Origin of the sequence: Nitrogeniibacter mangrovi (genome assembly GCF_010983895.1) — a bacterium.
In the GTDB taxonomy this organism is placed as follows: Bacteria; Pseudomonadota; Gammaproteobacteria; order Burkholderiales; family Rhodocyclaceae; genus Nitrogeniibacter; species Nitrogeniibacter mangrovi.
In genome coordinates this window covers 1,754,456-1,772,034 of sequence record NZ_CP048836.1, presented here as the reverse complement: position 1 = coordinate 1,772,034, position 17,579 = coordinate 1,754,456, and the positions used below count along the sequence as shown (strand labels likewise).

Annotated in this window: 13 protein-coding genes and 3 tRNA genes; 13 read left to right on the top strand and 3 right to left on the bottom strand. The window is 70.4% G+C overall.

Annotation, left to right across the window (positions count from 1 at the left end):
- Positions 1–2: 2 nt before the first annotated feature.
- The 12 genes from G3580_RS08125 to G3580_RS08070 all read left to right on the top strand — a co-directional run bounded on the left by G3580_RS08125 (position 3) and on the right by G3580_RS08070 (position 16,582).
- Entirely contained in the window at positions 3–659 is a 657-nt protein-coding gene (locus G3580_RS08125; RefSeq protein WP_173764778.1) for a hypothetical protein, read from the top strand.
- A gap of 73 nt (positions 660–732) precedes the next feature.
- Positions 733–1,095, top strand: a complete 363-nt coding sequence (locus G3580_RS08120) for a LysM domain-containing protein (protein ID WP_173764777.1) — start codon at positions 733–735, stop codon at positions 1,093–1,095.
- Positions 1,088–2,227, top strand: a complete 1,140-nt coding sequence (locus G3580_RS08115) for a hypothetical protein (RefSeq protein WP_173764776.1) — start codon at positions 1,088–1,090, stop codon at positions 2,225–2,227. The genes G3580_RS08120 and G3580_RS08115 overlap by 8 nt, the downstream gene beginning before the upstream one ends.
- Positions 2,224–2,736 carry a phage baseplate assembly protein V gene (locus G3580_RS08110; protein ID WP_173764775.1) on the top strand — a complete coding sequence of 171 codons (513 nt, stop codon included), beginning with the start codon at positions 2,224–2,226 and terminating at the stop codon, positions 2,734–2,736. Before G3580_RS08115 ends, G3580_RS08110 begins: the two co-directional genes overlap by 4 nt.
- A gap of 259 nt (positions 2,737–2,995) precedes the next feature.
- Positions 2,996–3,316: a hypothetical protein gene (locus G3580_RS08105; protein WP_173764774.1), complete on the top strand. Its 321-nt coding sequence runs from the start codon at positions 2,996–2,998 to the stop codon at positions 3,314–3,316.
- A 2-nt stretch (positions 3,317–3,318) separates the two neighbouring features.
- On the top strand, positions 3,319–3,687 hold the full coding sequence (locus G3580_RS08100) for a GPW/gp25 family protein (RefSeq protein WP_173764773.1): 369 nt from the start codon (positions 3,319–3,321) through the stop codon (positions 3,685–3,687).
- Positions 3,684–6,293, top strand: a complete 2,610-nt coding sequence (locus tag G3580_RS08095) for a putative baseplate assembly protein (RefSeq protein WP_173764772.1) — start codon at positions 3,684–3,686, stop codon at positions 6,291–6,293. The genes G3580_RS08100 and G3580_RS08095 overlap by 4 nt, the downstream gene beginning before the upstream one ends.
- Positions 6,293–10,120 carry a putative baseplate assembly protein gene (locus tag G3580_RS08090; protein WP_228720808.1) on the top strand — a complete coding sequence of 1,276 codons (3,828 nt, stop codon included), beginning with the start codon at positions 6,293–6,295 and terminating at the stop codon, positions 10,118–10,120. Before G3580_RS08095 ends, G3580_RS08090 begins: the two co-directional genes overlap by 1 nt.
- Positions 10,117–12,213 carry a hypothetical protein gene (locus G3580_RS08085; RefSeq protein WP_173764771.1) on the top strand — a complete coding sequence of 699 codons (2,097 nt, stop codon included), beginning with the start codon at positions 10,117–10,119 and terminating at the stop codon, positions 12,211–12,213. The genes G3580_RS08090 and G3580_RS08085 overlap by 4 nt, the downstream gene beginning before the upstream one ends.
- A 16-nt stretch (positions 12,214–12,229) precedes the next feature.
- Positions 12,230–15,397, top strand: coding sequence for a DUF6519 domain-containing protein (locus G3580_RS08080; RefSeq protein ID WP_173764770.1), 3,168 nt, complete (start codon positions 12,230–12,232; stop codon positions 15,395–15,397).
- A gap of 10 nt (positions 15,398–15,407) precedes the next feature.
- Complete coding sequence (locus G3580_RS08075; protein ID WP_173764769.1) at positions 15,408–15,914, top strand: tail protein X; 507 nt, start codon at positions 15,408–15,410, stop codon at positions 15,912–15,914.
- A 74-nt stretch (positions 15,915–15,988) separates the two neighbouring features.
- A complete protein-coding gene (locus G3580_RS08070) occupies positions 15,989–16,582 on the top strand; it encodes a 2-hydroxychromene-2-carboxylate isomerase (RefSeq protein WP_173764768.1) in 594 nt (197 codons plus the stop codon).
- Between the two features lie 48 nt (positions 16,583–16,630).
- Here G3580_RS08070 and G3580_RS08065 read toward each other — a convergent pair.
- From G3580_RS08065 to G3580_RS08055, 3 genes are all read right to left on the bottom strand, one after another.
- A tRNA-His gene (locus G3580_RS08065) sits at positions 16,631–16,706 on the bottom strand.
- A 43-nt stretch (positions 16,707–16,749) separates the two neighbouring features.
- A tRNA-Arg gene (locus G3580_RS08060) sits at positions 16,750–16,826 on the bottom strand.
- A 26-nt stretch (positions 16,827–16,852) separates the two neighbouring features.
- Positions 16,853–16,929 (bottom strand) — tRNA-Pro (locus G3580_RS08055).
- A 144-nt stretch (positions 16,930–17,073) separates the two neighbouring features.
- Here G3580_RS08055 and dksA point away from each other — a divergent pair.
- Positions 17,074–17,499, top strand: coding sequence for an RNA polymerase-binding protein DksA (gene dksA, locus G3580_RS08050; RefSeq protein WP_173764767.1), 426 nt, complete (start codon positions 17,074–17,076; stop codon positions 17,497–17,499).
- Positions 17,500–17,579 lie beyond the last annotated feature (80 nt).

Here is a 17,579-nt window from a genome sequence, read left to right as displayed (position 1 = left end):
CCATGTCTTCCTTTCCCCGCGCGCCCCGCATCATCAAGGCCGGCCTGGTGCTGGTCGATCCGGACAACGCCCGGGTGCTGCGCGTGATCGCGCTGCAGTACAACCCGGAAAAGCTCACCCGCTCGCTGCAGGTGCAGGGTGCGGGCGAAGGCGCGGACCGCTCCGAGGCGCTGCGACTCAAGGGCCCGGCGGTGGAGACCTTCCGCCTCGAAGCCGACATCGACGCGGCCGACCAGCTGGAATTCCCCGACCAGCACGCCACCGTGGTGGCGGCCGGCATCGCCCCGCAGCTGGCGGTGCTCGAGGCGCTGGTCAATCCCAGCGCCGAGGCCCTGCTCTCGCGCAAGGCGCTGGCCAACGCCGGCACCCTGGAGGTCGCCCCCATGGAGTCGGCCCTGCCGATCTTCGTATGGGGCGCCGGGCGCATCGTGCCGGTGCGGGTCACCGAGTTCTCGGTCACCGAGGAGGCCTTCGACACCGCGCTCAACCCGATCAACGCCAAGGTCAATCTGAGCCTGCGCAGCCTGTCCATCGACGATCTGGGCTTCGATCACAAGGGCGGCGGGCTGTTCATGGCCTATCTGCAATCGCGCGAGAAGCTGGCCGGCAAGGCGGCGAGCTTCGGCTTCGACGCGCTGGGTATCGGAGGGCTGCCATGAGCGCTGTGCACGACCGACCGGCAAAACGCGAAGTCCCGCTCGGAGGGACCGCGCATGGCACGAGGGCGCTCCAATGACCGATCCGATCAAGGCCTTCATGCAGGCCAACGCGCTCACCGCCCCGGCCTTCGGACCGGACAGCCGCTACCACGGGCTGGACATCGCCCAGTGGACGCGGCCGGACGGCACGCAGCTCAGCTTCGTGCGCCGCCGCTTCATTCCGCCGACCGAAAATTTCGGCACCCAACAGGAACATCGCGTCGAGGCCGGCGACCGGGTGGACAACCTGGCGGCCCGATACCTGGGCGACCCGCAGCAATTCTGGCGCCTGTGCGACGGCAACGGCGTGATCCGCCCCGAGGAGCTGACCGACACGGTGGGCGAGACGGTGCGCATCACGTTGCCCGAGGGCGTACCCGGAGGCCTCGATGAGTAGCGCGGTCCACCTGAGCCTGCTGATCGGCCCGATCGCGCCGATCCCGGTGCCGGCGATGATGATCGACGCCCTCGAGGAGGCCACGGTCACCACCGCCGCCGGATCGGTGAGCGGCTTTCAGCTGCGCTTCAAGGTGACCCGCAAGTCCGAGCTCAACACCATTTTCCTCATCGCCGCCGGCAACAACACCAGCGCCGGCACACCACCGCTGCGGGTGGTGCTCATCGTCACCCTGGCAGGCAAGCCCGAGCCGGTGTTCGACGGGGTGATGACGAACGTGGAAGTGCAGGCCGGGCAGCAGGGTCAGCCGGGCAGCATCACCATCACCGGCGAGGATCTGACCAAGGTGATGGACCTGCTCGACTTTTCCGGCACGCCCTACCCGGCCATGCCGATCTCGGCCCGGGTGGCGCTGATCTGCGCCAAGTACGCCGCCTTCGGCATCGTGCCGCTGCCCATCCCGGCGCTGTTTCCCGACGTGCCCATCCCGGTCGAGCGCGTCCCCGCGCAGCAAGGCACGGATCTGGCCTACATCCGCCAGATGGCCGAGCAGGTGGGCTATGTGTTCTACATCGAGCCCGGCCCGGCGCCGATGACCAACGTCGCCTACTTCGGCCCCGAGATCAAGGTCGGCCCGCCGCAGCCGGCGCTCAACATCGACATGGACGCGTTCACCAACGTGGAGTCGCTCAACTTCAGCTTCGACCCCACCAAGGGCGTGCTGCCGATCGTCTTCATCCAGAACCCGCTGACCCGCGCGCCGATCCCGATCCCGATTCCCGACCTCAACCCCCTGCAACCGCCGCTGGGCCTCATCCCCACGCCGCTGGCCAACATCAGGATGATGAAGGACACCGCCAGCGACAACCCCATGCAGGCCATCTCCAAGGGGCTCAACGAGGCGAAAAAATCGCAGGACGCGGTGACCGCCAGCGGCGCGCTCGACGTGCTGCGCTACGGCCGCATGCTCAAGGCCCGGCGCCTGGTGGGCGTGCGCGGCGCGGGCGTGGCCTACGACGGGCTCTACTACGTGAGCAGCGTCACCAGCACCATCGGCCGCGGCAAGTTCCGGCAAAGCTTCAACCTGACACGCAACGGCCTCGTGTCGATCACGCCGACGGTGCCTGTATGAGCAATCAGACCTTCTACGGCAAGTACCGCGGGCTGGTGATCAACAACATCGACCCGCTGCAACAGGGGCGCATCCAGGTCCAGGTGCTCGACGTGGCCGGCCTCGGCATGGTCAATTGGGCCATGCCCTGCGTGCCGGTGGCCGGCATCCAGAACGGCGTGTTCGCCCTGCCCGAGATCGGCTCCGGGGTGTGGGTGGAGTTCGAGCAGGGGGACCCGGAAAAACCCATCTGGGTGGGCTGCTTCTATGGCAGCGCCGCCGACGTGCCGGCGCTGGCCCGCGCCACCCCGCCCGGCGTGCAGGCCATGACCTTCCAGACCATCCTGCAGAACGGCCTCACCATCTCCGACCTGCCCGGCCCCACCGGCGGCATCATGATCAAGAGCGCCACCGGCGCCTCGATCATCGTCAATGACACCGGGATCTACATCCAGAACGGCAAGGGCGCGATGATCACGCTGGTGGGGCCGGCGGTGGACATCAACAACGGAGCATTCACGGTCATATGAATACGCCTGTCGATCCCCTCGCAGACGGCGTAGGGCGGATAAGCCGCAGGCGCCATCCGCCATTCCAACACCGCTCGGCGCCGCTGATAGCTCCAGACGAAACACCGCGTCATGCCGACGTGGGCCTTACCCACCGGATGGCGCTGCGCTTATCCGGTCAACCGCTTCGTTCCGGACCGTCCGCCCGCAGGGCCGCCCCAAGGGCGGACGCGGCCCCCTCGGGGGGCAGCGAACGCAGTGAGCGTGGGGGCCCTTGAAAATGCCCGGCCCGCTCCTCCATGTCGGCGCCACCGTGCTATGCACCCACGGCGGCACGGCCACGCCCACGGTGCCCAATCCGCGCGTGCTGGTGAGCGGCCAGCCGACGGTGACCCTGAGCGGCCCCTACGTGATCGCGGGCTGCCCGTTCACCACCGGCACCAATCCCCTGCCCTGCGTCACCGGGCAATGGATCGTCGCCGCCACCCGCCTCTTCTCCAACGGCCAGCCCCTGGTGCTCATGGACAGCCAGTCGGTGTGCACGCCCAACGGCACGCCCATGGTGCCGGTGCAGGCGCAGACCCGGGCGATCGGGAGTTGACCATGACCACACGTGTGCACTTCCCCTACCAGTTCGACGGCCGCGGCCGCACCCGCGAGGCCGACGAGGCCACCTGGATCCGCGGGCTCATCGAGCAGGTGTTGTTCACCGCGCCGGGCGAACGGGTGATGCGGCCCGAGTTCGGCAGCGGCCTGCGCGAGCTGGTGTTCGCGCCCAACAGCCCGGAGCTGGCGGCGACCACCCAGTTCCTCGTCCAGAGCGCACTGCAGCAATGGCTGGCCGATCTGATCACCGTCGAAGCGGTGCAGGTCGAGGCGGTCGAAGCGCGCCTGTCGGTAGCGGTCACCTACCGCATCCGCCGCAGCGACACCCGCCAGACCGACACCTTCGTACAAGGAGGTGGCGCATGACCGCCCGCTATACCTGCTGCGAGGAGAACCGCCGCGCCGCGGTCGATGCCGACGCGACGCTCAACGGCATCGACTGGCTCGAGGTGCTGGACCTGGACGCCCCGCCCACCGCGCCACGCCAGCAGACCCTGCTGGTGCGCCTGCTCAAGCCGGTGCCCGGCGACATCACCGACGCCAACGTCGCCATCACCGGCGGCGAGCGCATCCGCCACATCGGCATCGACTGGGTCGCCCCCGCCGACGCCCCGCCCGCCCCCCTGCCCAATGCCGAGCGCGACTTCTACACCGCGCTGCCGGATGCGGCCAACGTGCTGCTGGTGCGCACCGACGCGACGGGCGACTTCTCCACCTACCGCCTGCGCCTGAGCCGGGGGCCGGACAACGACGCGCCGCTGGCCGACTTCGACCCGCGCCTGTCGGCGGTGGACTTCCGCTTCAAGGTCGAATGCCCCAGCGACTTCGACTGCGCGCCGGTGCACGACTGCCCCACCGAGCCGCCCCCCGCCCCCGACCTGAACTACCTCGCGCGCGACTACGCCAGCCTGCGGCGGCTGATCATGGATCGCCTCAGCCAGCAGATGCCCGGTTGGCGCGATCGCAGCCCGGCCGACCTGGCCACCACCCTGGGCGAGCTGATCGCCTATGTGGGCGACCTCAAGCACTACCAGCTCGACGCCATCACCACCGAGGCCTATCTGCACACCGCGCGCAAGCGCACCAGCCTGCGCCGCCATGCCTTGCTGGTGGACTACCGCATGCACGAGGGCTGCAATGCCCGCGGCTGGCTGCATGTGGACGTCTCCGGCCCGGCCTTCGACCTGCCCGCCGACATCCGCTTCCTCACCCGCGTGCCCACACTGCCGGCGGTGATCACGCCCGCCTCGGCGGCCGAGCGCGCCGCCCGCCAGGCCCGCGCGCTGGTGTTCGAACCCATGCACGGCCTCACCCTGCGCGCCGAGCACAACCGCTTCGATGTCTACACCTGGGGCGACAACAAGTGCTGCCTGCCGCGGGGTGCCACCGCCGCCACCCTGCGCGGCCACTGGCCGGAGCTGGCCATCGGCGACGTGCTCATCTTCGAGGAAGTGCTCGGGCCGCGCACCGGCGAGCCCGGCGACGCCGACCCCGCCCATCGCCACCCGGTGCGGCTCACCGGCGTGCGCGCGTTCATGCCGCCCGAGAGTGAAGGCGCACCGCCCGAACCCCTGGTCGATCCGCTGCCCGACCCGGACGACGGCACCGTACACCCGATCACCGAAATCGCCTGGCATGACGACGACGCGCTGCCCTTCCCGCTGTGCCTGTCCGCCGAGACCGACGAAGCCCACGGCAGCCTGCTGATCGAAAACGTGAGCATCGCGCTGGGCAATAACCTGTTGGTGGACCATGGTGAAACCCGCGTCGGCGAGGCGCTCGGCGAGGTGCCGGCGGCGCGCCTGCACTACCCGGCCACCGGCACCGACAGCTGCCAGCGCCGCGCGCCGGAACCGCTGCCGCCGCGCTTTGCGCCGACGCTCGCCGAGGGCCCGGTCACCCACCAGGGCACGGTGCTGCGGCACACGGTGGAAGACGGCGTGACGCGTAGCGAGCGGGTCGCCTTCGACGCCACCGCCCCAGCCCACGCCGCGCTGCGCTGGCGCACCGCCGACGCGGTGCCCGTGGTCACCCTCAACGCTGCCTCCGAAGCGCCCTGGACCGCGGCCCGCGACCTGCTCTCCAGCCACGCCACCGATCGCCACTTCGTGCTCGAGACCGAAGCCGACGGCACCGCCGCCCTGCGCTTCGGCGACGATGTGCTCGGCCAGCGGCCCGACGCGGGCACCGTGTTCGAGGCCGACTACCGGGTCGGCAACGGGCCGGAGGGCAACGTGGGCGCCGACAGCATCGCCCATGCGCTGACCGCCCTCGGCCAGATCGACGCGGTGCGCAACCCCCTGCCGGCCACCGGCGGCACCGCGCCGGAAACCGCCGCCCAGGTACGCCGCCGGGCGCCCCACGCCTTCCGCGTGCAGGAGCGCGCGGTCACGCCGGCCGACTACGCCGCAGTCACCGAGCGGCTCGACGGCGTGCAGCGGGCCGCCGCCCGCCTGCGCTGGACCGGCAGCTGGCACACGGTGTTCACCACCGTCGACCGCGACGGCGGCGCGCCGGTCACGCCCGAGTTCGCCGACACCGTGGTCACCCACCTGGATCGCTACCGCATGGCCGGCCACGACCTGGCGGTGAACGATCCGCAGTACGTATCGCTGGAAATCGAACTGGAGGTGTGCGTGAGCCCCGCCTATTTCCGCAGCGACGTGCGCCAGGGCCTGCTCGACGTGCTCGGCAGCCGGATCCGCGCCGACGGCACCCGCGGCCTGTTCCATGCGGACAACTTCAGCTTCGGCCAGACCGTGTTCCTGAGCCCGCTCTACGCCGCCGCCCGCACCGTGGCCGGGGTCGACTCGGTGCAGGTGACCGTGTTCCAGCGCCAGGGGCAGGACGATCCGGTGCCGCTGGCGCAGGGCTTCCTGCCCCTGGCGCGGCTGGAGATCGCCCGCCTCGACAACGATCCGAACTTCCCCGAGCACGGCGTGCTGCGCCTGAACCTGCACGGAGGCAAATGATGAGCTCCTCCCGCGCCCGATCCGACTGCGGATGCTGCGCCGGCATCGACGCCAGCACCCCGGCGCCTGTGAGCAACCCGCCCGGGCTCGACCAGATCGCCTACCGGGTCGGTCGCCATGGCGACTTCCTCGAGAGCATGCGCGCCCGCCTGTCGAGCACCGACACCCCGGCCCTGGCCGCGCTCGGCACCCGCGACGCCAGCGACTTCAGCCTCGCCATCGCCGACGCCCTAGCCAGCACCCTCGACATCCTCGCCTTCTACACCGAGCGCTACACCCAGGAGCACTACCTGCGCACCGCCACCGAGCGCCGCTCGGTGATCGACATGGCCCGCCTCATCGGCTACCGGCCGGCGCCGGGCGTCGCCGCGGCCACCCACCTGGCGTTCACCCTCAAGAGCGTGCCCGGCGTCGCCCTCGATCCGATCGTGCTGCCGGTCGGCACCAAGGTGCAGAGCGTGCCCGGCCAGGACGAACAGGCGCAGACCTTCGAGACCGTCGAGGCGGTGCCGGCCCGTGCCGAGTGGAACGCCATCCCCGTGCAGCAGAGCGTGGCGCGCATCCCCGCTTTCGGCGACACGAGCCTGTGGCTGGACGGCACCGATGCCGGCCTGGCGGTGGGTGATCTGCTCCTCATCGTCGGCGCCGCGCACGAGGCCGACCCCCAGGACGAACGCTGGGACGTGCGCACCATCGCACGCATCGACATCGACACCACGCGCAAGCTCACCCGCGTCGCCTGGCAGACCGGCCTCGGGCACACCAAGCCCTTCGTGCTGCCCGCCGACACGGCGGTGCGCCTCTACACCTTCCGCAAGCGCACCGCGGTGTTCGGCGCCAACGCGCCCGATTGGAAGGTGCTCGGCAAGGAGGCCAAGCTCGGCTACCTGGGCGTCGATGCCCCCGGCGATGCCCAGAGCGAGTACGACGCCGCCGAATGGCCCGACTTCAGCGCCCTGGCGCCGGTCTATCCGGAGCGGCGCGGCGGCAGCGGGGTCATCGTCAGTCAGCTCATGACGCCGACCCTGGCGCAGGTCGCCCAGGCCGCCACCAGCGCGGCGCAGACGGCCGCCGCCCAGGCCATGCAGCAGGCCGCCCTGGCCGGCACCGGCGTGGTCATGGCCGGCCACGATCTGGCCAGCCATGCCTTCAGCCTCGCCTCGGACAGCGCCCGGGCCATGGCCGATGTGGCGCAACTGGCGGCCAACGAAGTCACCCAGCGGGTGCACACCATGCTCGGCGCGGTGCAGGACACGGGCGATCGCCCCATGACCGAGGTCATCGGCGACCTGGCCGCCAACCTGCCCGGCGCCGTCGCCGGCGCGGCCGGAGACATGGTCTTCAACGCGCCCTCCACGGTGGCCGACGCCGCCGGCGTGCTCAACCCGGCCGACGCCCTGCAGTCCCTCGGCGACGACGCCTCGGCGGTGACCGCGCGCACCCGCCTGGCCGCCGAGGCCACCCTGGGCGCGGCGGCAGCGGCGGACGTGGCGGCCCTGGTGGGCACCGCGGTGATGCTGGCCCAACAGTTGCCCGCCGGCCTGGCCCCCGAAACGCCCGAGGCGCTGGCCGCCATCGCGCGCCATTTCGCCGGTGTGGGGGTGACGCGCGCGGGCGGCACGCCACCTGCCGCCCTGGCCAGCGACGCGGCGCTGACGCAGATCGAAGCCATGCTGCCGGCAAACCTGCAATCCGCGGTCGAGATCGGCACGCCGCTGATGGCGATGGCCGATAACGCCGAGGCGCTCGCCAACGCCCCGCGTCATGGCGCGCTCAGCGCCTACCAGGCCATCATCACCCAGGTGGACGCGGCCCTGATGGGCAACTTCGTCGCCGTCACCGGCAAGCGTCAGCCGCTCGTGCGCAGCCCCGACACCATCGACATCATGCCGGTGGACGACAAGGTGATCGCCGAGGGCTGGGCGTTGCTCTCGGTGCCGCATTCGGTGGAGCTGTATCGCATCGTCGAGGCCGGCGTGGCCAGCCGCGCCGAATACCTGCTCGCGGGCCAGACCACGCGCCTCAAGCTCAGCGGCGAGTTGCCCGGCGGGCGCCTGCCGGGCGAATTCGAACACGCGCCGCGCACCCTGGCGGTCCATGTGCAGAGCGACGCGCTCGCGCTGGCCCGCGAGCCGCTGGCGGCGCCGGTCTACGGCCAGACCCTGGCGCTCGATCACCCGGTGGACGGGCTCGCCCCCGGCCAGGCCATCGCCCTGAGCGGCACGCGCCAGCGCATCCGCCTCGCACGCGGCGTCGTGGCGCTGAACTGGCAGGGCGACGACGGCAGCACCCGCACCCTCACCGGCGGCGACACCCTGGAACTCGTCGAAGCGCCGGTCAAACTGGTGCCGGCACCGCTGATCTTCGGCCTCCTGCGCTATCAACCCATCAGCCTGAGGCTCGCCGGCCGTATCGGCCCGGGCCCGAGCACCGCGTTCACGCTGAAACCGCTCGGTCCCAAGATTCTGGTGTTCTACACCCCCTACACCCTCGCGCCGGAGGACTTCGTCGCCGCGATCGGCAACGGGGCGTTGCGCCTGCGCCTGAAGCTGCGCGACCGCGACGGCGCCGTCGGCACCGCCACGCTGCATGGCGACGACATCGCGCTGGAGGCCGCCCATGAGGACGACGAGACCGTGCGCGAGATCGCGTTCATCGCCAAGGGCCTCGATGCCATCACCCACACCCGCGACCGCACCACGGTGCAGCTGGCCGAGGCCACGCGCCACGTCTATGTGCGCCTGGGCACCACGGTCAATGCCAACGTGGCGCCGGCCACCCATGGCGAGACGGTGGAGGCCATTCTCGGCGACGGGGACGGCAGCCGGGCGAACCAGCACTTCCGGCTCGCCCAGGCCCCGCTCACCTACGTGAGCGCCGCCACCCCCAGCGGCCGTGCGTCCACGCTGGCGGTTCGGGTCGGCGACATCCGCTGGGAGGAGGCCGACACCCTGTACGACGCCGCGGCGCACGCCCATGTCTTCGACACCGCCCAGGACGACGCGGCGATCACCACCGTCCGCTTCGGCGACGGCGTCGAGGGTGCGCGCCTGCCCGGCGGCAGCAGCAACGTGCGCGCCCGCTACCGCAAGGGCCTGGGCGTGGCGGGCAACGTGGCCGCCGGCAAGCTCACCACCCTGCTCAGCCGCCCGCTGGGGGTGAGCGAGGTGCTCAACCCCGAGGCCGCCACTGGCGGCGAGGACGCCGAGACCCTGGACAAGGCGCGCGACAACGCGCCGCTGACGGTGCTCACCCTCGATCGCGCGGTATCCATCACCGACTACGCCGACTTCGCCCGCGCCTTCGCCGGCATCGACAAGGCGCACGCGCTGTGGATTCCGGCCGGCCCGGCGCGCGGCGTGTTCATCACCATCGCCGGCGTCGATGGCGCCCCGGTGCCGACGACGAGCGCCACCTACACCCATCTGCTCGACGCGCTCACCGAGTACGGCGACCCACTGGTGCCGATCCGGCTGGCGAATTACATCGATGCCCGCTTCCGCACCCGCATCGCGGTGAAGGTGGACCCGGCCCATGCGCAGGAAACGGTGCTCGCGGCAATCGAGGCGGCACTGAACGCCCATTTCGGCTTCGCCCGCCGCGCCTTCGGCCAGACCGTGTCCATCGACGAAGTGGCCGCCGTGGCGCAGGCGGTGGACGGCGTGGTGGCGGCGCATGTGAGCCAGCTGTATCGCAGCGGCACACCCGCCGAACCGAATGCCCGCCTGTTCGCCGCGCTGCCGGTCGCCTCGCTCACCGCGCTGCCCGCCGCGGCCGAGCTGCTCACCCTGGCCGAGCCAGGCATCGCGCTGGAGCTCATGCCATGAAAGACAACGCCCGCGACCTGTTCGAACTGCTGCCGGCCATCCACCGCATCCGCGATGCCGAGCTGGCGCAGGCGCAGGGGCTCGAACGCGGCCCGCTCGAAGCGCTCATGGCGGTGCTCGCCGAGCAGATCGAGATCGCCGAGGAGAGTCTCGCCCAGTGCTACGACGATCTGTTCATCGAGACCTGTGCCGACTGGGTGGTGCCCTACATCGGCGACCTGATCGGCTATCGCAGCCTGCACAGCGTCAGCCCGCGCATTGCCAGCCCCCGCGCCGAGGTGGCCCACACCATCGCCCTGCGCCGGCGCAAGGGCACGGCCCTGGTGCTCGAACAGCTGGCCCGCGACGTCACCGACTGGGACGCCCGCGCGGTCGAGTACTTCCAGCGCCTGTGCACCACGCAGTACATGAACCACGTCCGGCGCTTCAACCATCACAGCCCCGACCTGCGCCAGGGCGCCGCGCTCGAATGGATCGGCACCGCCTTCGAGTCGGCCAACCGCAGCGTCGATGTGCGCCGCATCGAATCGCGCCGGGGCCGGCACAACATTCCCAACATCGGCCTGCACCTGTGGCGCATCCAGGCGTACTCGCGCACCTTCGCCCCGGCCCTGCGCGACGGGCCGCGCCGCTACCGCTTCAGCCCGCTGGGGCATGACCTGCCGCTGTACAACTGCCCGCAGGCCGAAGACGACATCACCCACCTGGCCGAACCGGACAACGTGCCCCTGCCCCTGTCGCGCCGCCGCCTGGACGAACGCCTGCCGCGCTACTACGCGGCCCGCCCCGGCGCCGGCGAGCCCATCGACAACGCCCATCCGAGCCTGGTGCTGTGGGTGGACGGCGTCGAGATCGAGCGCAGCGCCATCCGCGTGTGCCATCTGGGCGACGACGGCGGCAGCTGGGCGCACACGCCCCCGGCCGACGGCACCTACGCCATCGACCCGGCGCTGGGCCGCATCGCCCTGCCCGCCGACGCCGCCGATCCGGCCGAAGTCCGGGTGACCTGGCACGAAGGCTTTGCGGCGGACATCGGCGGCGGCGAATACGAGCGCGGCGATGCCCTGCCCACGCCGGAAGACAGCACCACCGTGGTCACCGTCAGCGCCGCCGACCCGAGCGCGGCGGAGTTCGCCGACATCACCAGCGCCCTCGGCGCCATCGCCGGCGACGGGGTGGTCGAGATCCGCGACAACGACCGCTACACCGAGACCCTGGACATCACGGTGGCGGCCGACGGCCATGTGGAGATCCGCGCGGCCAACGGCCATCGCCCGGTGCTCGACCTCGGCGGCCTCAGCGTCACCGGCGCCGCCAACAGCGCATGCACGCTCAACGGCCTGCTGATCACCGGCGCCGGGCTCGAAGTGCCCGACACCGGCACCAACGCGCTCGGCCGCCTCGATCTGATCCACTGCACCCTGGTGCCGGGCCGCCGCCTGACGGCCGACGGCGCGCCGACCCAGCCGGGCGCGGTCAGCGTGCTCATCGACATTGCCGGCGTCGAAGCCAGCGTGGACGCCTGCATCACCGGTGCGCTGCGGGTCCACACACATGCCGCCATGCGCATCGGCGACAGTCTCGTCGATGCCAATGACACCACCCTGCCCGCCTTCGCCGCGGCCGATGGCGACGCGCCCGGCGGCACGCTGTCGGTGGTGGCCAGCACGGTCGTCGGCAAGATCCATGCGACCCAGTTCGAGCTGGTCTCCAACAGCATTCTGCTGGCGGCGCTGGCCGCCGGCGACAGCTGGACGGCGCCGGTGCGCACGCGGCGCAAGCAGGTCGGCTGCGTGCGTTTCTCGTGGCTGCCGTTCGCCTCCATCGTCCCGGCCCGGCATCGCTGCCAGCCCGACTCGGCCGCCACGGCAGGCCGGATCGCCCCGCATTTTTCGTCCCTGCGCTACGGCACGCCGGCCTACGGCCAACTGGCCGGCAGCACCCCGGCGCCGATCCTGCGCGGGGCCGACGACGAGAGCGAGATGGGCGTCTTTCATCAGCTGCACGGTGCGCAGCGCGAAACCAACCTGAACATCCGCCTCGCCGAATACCTGCGGGTGGGCCTGCACGCCGGCATTTTCTACGAATCGTAAGGGAGGAGTCCGCATCATGAGTTTCGATCTGAGCCGCATCCGCTTCGACGCCCGCCGGGACTTTCTCGGCGTCGTCATGCAGCAGGGCCGGGTCCAGCTGGACGCCGACTGGAACGAATGGGTGGCCCAACTGGCCCGGCGCATCCAGGCCGGCACGGTGGACACCTTCAATGGCAGCGTGGTGCCGCGCACCACCCCGGACGGCTTCCACATCGACGCGGCCGGCGGGGCGCTCACCATCGGCCCCGGGCGCATGTACGTGGACGGGCTGCTGGCCGAAAACCACGGCGGCGCGCCCGATGCCTGGGACCCGACCCTGGCCGAGCTGGCGGGCACCACCGCGCTCGACTACACCGCCCAGCCCTATCTTCCCGATCCCCCCGCCGTGCCTCAGAGTGGCCGCCATCTGGTCTATGTGGACGTGTGGCAGCGGGACATCACCGCGGTGGAAGACCCGGCGCTGGTCGAACCGGCCGTCGGCGTGGACAGCACCGGCCGCTTGCAGACCGTGTGGCAGGTCAAGCTGCTCGAGGACGTGGGCGACATCAGCTGCGCCACTGCGGACGCGGACATCCCCGGCTGGCAGGCCGCCACCGCCCCCTCGGCCGCCCGCCTGAGCACCGGCACCGCCACCCCGAGCTTCGAGCCGGACCCGTGCCGGATCGCCCCGGCGGCCGGTTATCGGGGCCTGGAAAACCAGCTCTACCGGGTCGAGGTGCATACCGGCGGCGCGCTCGGCACGGCCACCTTCAAGTGGTCGCGCGACAACGCCAGCGTGGCCTCCCGCGTCACCCACATCGACAGCGCCCGCACCACCATCACCGTCGAGAGCATCGGCCGTGACGAGGTGCTGAGCTTCCATGCCGGCGACTGGGTGGAGGTGACCGACGACTGGCGCGAACTGCACGGGCAGCCCGGCGAGCTGCGCCGGATCAGCCCCAGCCAGGGCGTCGACCCGGTCGCGCGCACGCTTACCTTCGAAGCACCGCTGACGGCAGGCCTGTTCCCCACCGACGGCCAGGACGCCACCGACGCGCTGCGCAACACCCGCGTGCGCCGCTGGGATCAGGCGGGCGAGATCCACCAGGAAGACGGCACCGTGGTGGCCGACCTCAATGCCCTCGGCGCCACCGGCGAGATCGAGATTCCCCCCGCCGGCACCCGCCTGTTCCTCGAGGACGGCATCGTGGTGGAATTCACTCTGGCGGAGGCGAACGGCGCGTTTCACAGCGGTGACTACTGGGTGGTTGCCGCGCGCACCACCGATGCCAGCGTGGAGATCCTCGATGCGGCGCCGCCGCTGGGTATCCACCACCACTACGCCCGCCTGGCCGTGGTCGACCTGCCCGACGGCGAGACCGACTGCCGCACCCTGTGGCCGCCGATCGCCGACGGCGGCGGCTGCGACTGCACCGTGTGCGTGAGCGCCGAGGACCACAACAACGGCACCCACACCCTCCAGCAGGCCATCGACGGCATCAAGGACAGCGGCGGCACCGTCTGCCTGGGCATCGGCAGCTACGCCATCGACACCCCCCTCAACATCCACGACGGCCGCTCCCTGCGCATCCGTGGCCAGGGCTGGGCGACCATCCTCCAGGCCCGCCAGACCGGCGGGCTCGTCGACATCGCCGATACCAGCGGCATCGCTCTGCAGAACCTGACCCTGATCGGCTCGGGCAGCAATTCGGGCTTCACCCCCATGATCGCCGCGCGCACCACCGTGGATCTGCGCTGCGAGCACATCAACGTGCTCGGTTTCGCGGTGGGCGACGGCACCAGCCTCGGCATCGGCCTGTCGGGGAGCGTACTCGGCGTGAGCGTGAGCGACTGCGCCATCGTGGCCGAACGGGGCATCGGCGCCCTGGCCACCGAGGGGGCGAACTACACCCTCACCGGCGAGCTGCGGATACGGCGCAACCTGTTCTTCTGCAGCCAGAGCGCGGTGCATTTCGGCGACACCAGCCTGCACTACGGCACCACGCAGGTGGGCGGCAACCTCATGCTCAACGGCAACCGCAGCGCCATCGTCGCCACCGGCGCGGTGCTACCCGGCTCGGCCTTCGACATCCGCGACAACACCCTCTACACCACCGGCGACGGTATCCAGGCGGGGGTGGACGGGCTCACCATCGAAGGCAACGAGATCGCCGGGCTGGGCGAGCGCAGCGGCGACGGCATCGCCCTGGTCGAAGGCCTCGACCCGGTAGCCATCGACACCGTGCGCATCCGCGCCAACCGCCTGCGCAACCTGCAGGGCAACGCCATCCGCCAGACCCAGGCGGTGGGCAGCGCGCTGATCCAGGACAACCAGATCGACGCCATCGGCCTGGGGGTGTTCGTGATGAGCGAGGCCGCCTCCATCGCGACGCTCACCCTGTCCTCCAACCAATGCCTCGATATCGGCCAGGCGGTGACCGGCGGCAACGACGCCTATGCCGCCATCCAACTCACCCGGGTGCAACGCGGCGACGTGCGCGGCAACACCCTGGGCCGGGTGGCCCGCAACGCCACCGCCGCACCGGCGGTGGATGCGATCCGCGCGGTGGGGGTCGATGCACTGAGCGTCGACGGCAACCGGCTGTTCGGCATCGGCCCGGATCGCAGCGCCGGCCCGGTCACCGCGATCCGGGTGCGCCCGCCCTTCGACCGCCTGGCCATCGACGACAACCAGGTGGACCGTCGCGCCGACGCGGGCCAGAACCTCGTCCCCGCCGACTGGCAGGCGATCCGCATCACCCGGCCGGCGCTGGGCGGGGTGGCGCATCTGGGCTTCGCCACGGCGTTCGAAGCGGCCGAGACGAGCTACCTGCTCACGCTCAACCGTCTGGTCGCCCTGCCGGTCGCCCGGCCGGACCTGTCCATCCGCGGCAACCGGCTGCGCGGCGAACTGCTGGGCGAGCGCCTGGGCGAATGCGCCAACGTGGACCACCTGCTGTTCGCCGACAATGCCTGCGAGATGAGCGGCGGCGGCAAGGCGCCGCTCATCGGTCAGTTCGCCGCCCGCACGCTCACCGCGAGCAACAACCGTCTCATCGCGCCGGGCGACGCCGACACCCTGCACCTGCATCCGGGCCAGCAGCGGGCCATCGTCATGGGCAACACCAGCACCGGCAACATCCGCGTGCCCGGCGGCGCGCCCGTGCCGGCGGACCCGCTGCTCACCAACATCATCGGCACCTGAGGAGAGCGCCATGCCCATTGCCACCTTCCGCGGCGAAAAGACCGTCGCCGACATCGCGGACAAGATGTACGTCCGCCTCACCCCCAAACAGCGCGAGACCGCAGCCGCCGCCATCCTCAAGGCCAACCCGCAGCTGGCCGACCTGCGCACCGTGCCCGAAGGGGCCATCGTGCGCGTCCCCGATCTGCCGGAACTGCGCCCCAAGACCAACCGCAGCCTGGAAAACCCCGACGCCCAGATCGCCGACGCCATTGGCGATGCGCTGGCCGCAGCCGACGCCCGGCTGACCACCCGGATCGAACAGGCCCAGGCCGATCTGAAGACCCAGACCGCCCTGGCCAAGGACCGCCAGATCAAAGCCGCCCTGGCCAACGCGCCCGGACTGCAACAGGCCGTCGACGCCGCCGCCAAGACCTGGGCGGCCGACACCAAGCGGCTCGAAGCGCGACGCTCCGCCCTGGCCGCCATGATCAAACAGGCCTCGGCGGATCTGAAAGGCGGCGCCAAAGGGCGCTGACACGCCATCGACCCTACGATGCGGCGACGCGCCCGAACTGCTACGCTGAAGGCAGGCCCGCCGGAGGAGACATCATGAGCAAGGCGTTCGACTACTACTTCATCCTCAACTCGCCGTGGAGCTTTCTTGCCGCCACCCAGCTCCCCGACATCCTGCACCGCACCGGCGCTCAGATCAGTCTGAAACCGGTCCAGATGGGGCCGTTGCTGGAGGCGACGGGCGGCCTCCCGCTCGCCAAGCGCTCCGCGCAACGGCGCGCTTACCGGCTTCAGGAGCTGGCGCGCTGGGCACGGCGCCTGGGGGTGCCGCTCAACCCGGAACCGAGCTTCTTTCCGGTCGACGAACGCCGCGCCGTCGGCACGGTGCTGGCCGCCGAGGAAGCCGGCCATGACGCACTGGCGCTGGCCGAAGCCTTCGGCGCCGCGATCTGGGTACAGAACCACAATCTGGCGGACGAGGCGGTGCTGGGCGAGATCCTCGCCGCGGAGGGCCTGCCGGCCCTGCTCCTCGATCAGGCCAAGGACGCCCGATTCGACACCATATTGGCCGACAACACAAAACAGGCCATCGAGGCGGGTGTCTTCGGTGTACCGACCTGCGTGATCGGCGAACAACTCTTCTGGGGCCAGGACCGGCTGGATTTCGTCGAGGAGGCGCTCAGGGACTGACCAAGAAAAACGCCCTGAAGCACATGCTTCAGGGCGTTCCTTGTTGCTTGGGGCGACATACCGGTTTCGAACCGGTGACCCTTGGAATCACAATCCAATGCTCTACCAACTGAGCTAATGCCGCCGCCGTTCTGGGAATGCCGCTTGCGCCACATTCAACAAACCTTTGGCCTGCCCGGCAGGGATCGAACCTGCAACCCCCGGCTTAGAAGGCCGGTGCTCTATCCAATTGAGCTACGGGCAGATTCCGCTCGGGCAATCGGGGTGAGCTGGTCGGGGTGGAGGGATTCGAACCCCCGACATCTTGCTCCCAAAGCAAGCGCGCTACCGGACTGCGCTACACCCCGAGAAGGCGCAGATTCTACACATTCACTTTCAGAGCGTCAAACGCATTCGAACGCCGCCGCAAAAACGCCGTAGAAGCCCCGCGACTTGCGGCATATGGCGCTTTCTGCTATTAAATCGCCTTCACCTACTCGGAATCACAAAGCATGGCTGACGACACTCTGCACAAGCAGTTTCCCGCCTATGTTCCCGCCAAGGGCGAAGAGTACATGAGCGAGAAGCAGCTGGACCATTTCCGCGAGATTCTGTCCTCGCTCAAGCTCGAGCTCATGGACGATATCGAGCGGACGGTGCACACCATGCAGGACGAGGCCACGGTGTTCGCCGATCCGAACGACCGCGCGAGCCAGGAGTCCGACATCGCGCTCGAACTGCGTAACCGCGACCGCGAGCGCAAGCTGATCAAGAAGATCGACGAAGCCCTGGGGCGCATCAACTCGGGTGAATACGGCTTCTGCGACAGCTGTGGCGTCGAGATCGGCCTGAAGCGACTCGAAGCGCGCCCGACCGCCACCCTGTGCATCGACTGCAAGACCCTCGAGGAAATGCGCGAGCGTCAGGTCGCCAAGTAAGCGTCCGCCCCGCCCCACGCGTCGCCAAGCCGGCGCGCCAACGAAAAGAGGCACCCGAAGGTGCCTCTTTTTTGTGCCCG

Excerpts from the sequence above, each read along its gene's own strand:
- G3580_RS08095 (WP_173764772.1), top strand. The coding sequence starts at position 3,684 with ATGACCGCCCGCTATACCTGCTGCGAGGAGAACCGCCGCGCCGCGGTC.
- G3580_RS08105 (WP_173764774.1), top strand. The coding sequence starts at position 2,996 with ATGCCCGGCCCGCTCCTCCATGTCGGCGCCACCGTGCTATGCACCCAC.
- G3580_RS08110 (WP_173764775.1), top strand. The coding sequence starts at position 2,224 with ATGAGCAATCAGACCTTCTACGGCAAGTACCGCGGGCTGGTGATCAAC.
- dksA (WP_173764767.1), top strand. The coding sequence starts at position 17,074 with ATGGCTGACGACACTCTGCACAAGCAGTTTCCCGCCTATGTTCCCGCC.
- G3580_RS08125 (WP_173764778.1), top strand. The coding sequence starts at position 3 with ATGTCTTCCTTTCCCCGCGCGCCCCGCATCATCAAGGCCGGCCTGGTG.
- G3580_RS08120 (WP_173764777.1), top strand. The coding sequence starts at position 733 with ATGACCGATCCGATCAAGGCCTTCATGCAGGCCAACGCGCTCACCGCC.
- G3580_RS08100 (WP_173764773.1), top strand. The coding sequence starts at position 3,319 with ATGACCACACGTGTGCACTTCCCCTACCAGTTCGACGGCCGCGGCCGC.
- G3580_RS08115 (WP_173764776.1), top strand. The coding sequence starts at position 1,088 with ATGAGTAGCGCGGTCCACCTGAGCCTGCTGATCGGCCCGATCGCGCCG.
- G3580_RS08085 (WP_173764771.1), top strand. The coding sequence starts at position 10,117 with ATGAAAGACAACGCCCGCGACCTGTTCGAACTGCTGCCGGCCATCCAC.
- G3580_RS08075 (WP_173764769.1), top strand. The coding sequence starts at position 15,408 with ATGCCCATTGCCACCTTCCGCGGCGAAAAGACCGTCGCCGACATCGCG.
- G3580_RS08090 (WP_228720808.1), top strand. The coding sequence starts at position 6,293 with ATGAGCTCCTCCCGCGCCCGATCCGACTGCGGATGCTGCGCCGGCATC.
- G3580_RS08080 (WP_173764770.1), top strand. The coding sequence starts at position 12,230 with ATGAGTTTCGATCTGAGCCGCATCCGCTTCGACGCCCGCCGGGACTTT.
- G3580_RS08070 (WP_173764768.1), top strand. The coding sequence starts at position 15,989 with ATGAGCAAGGCGTTCGACTACTACTTCATCCTCAACTCGCCGTGGAGC.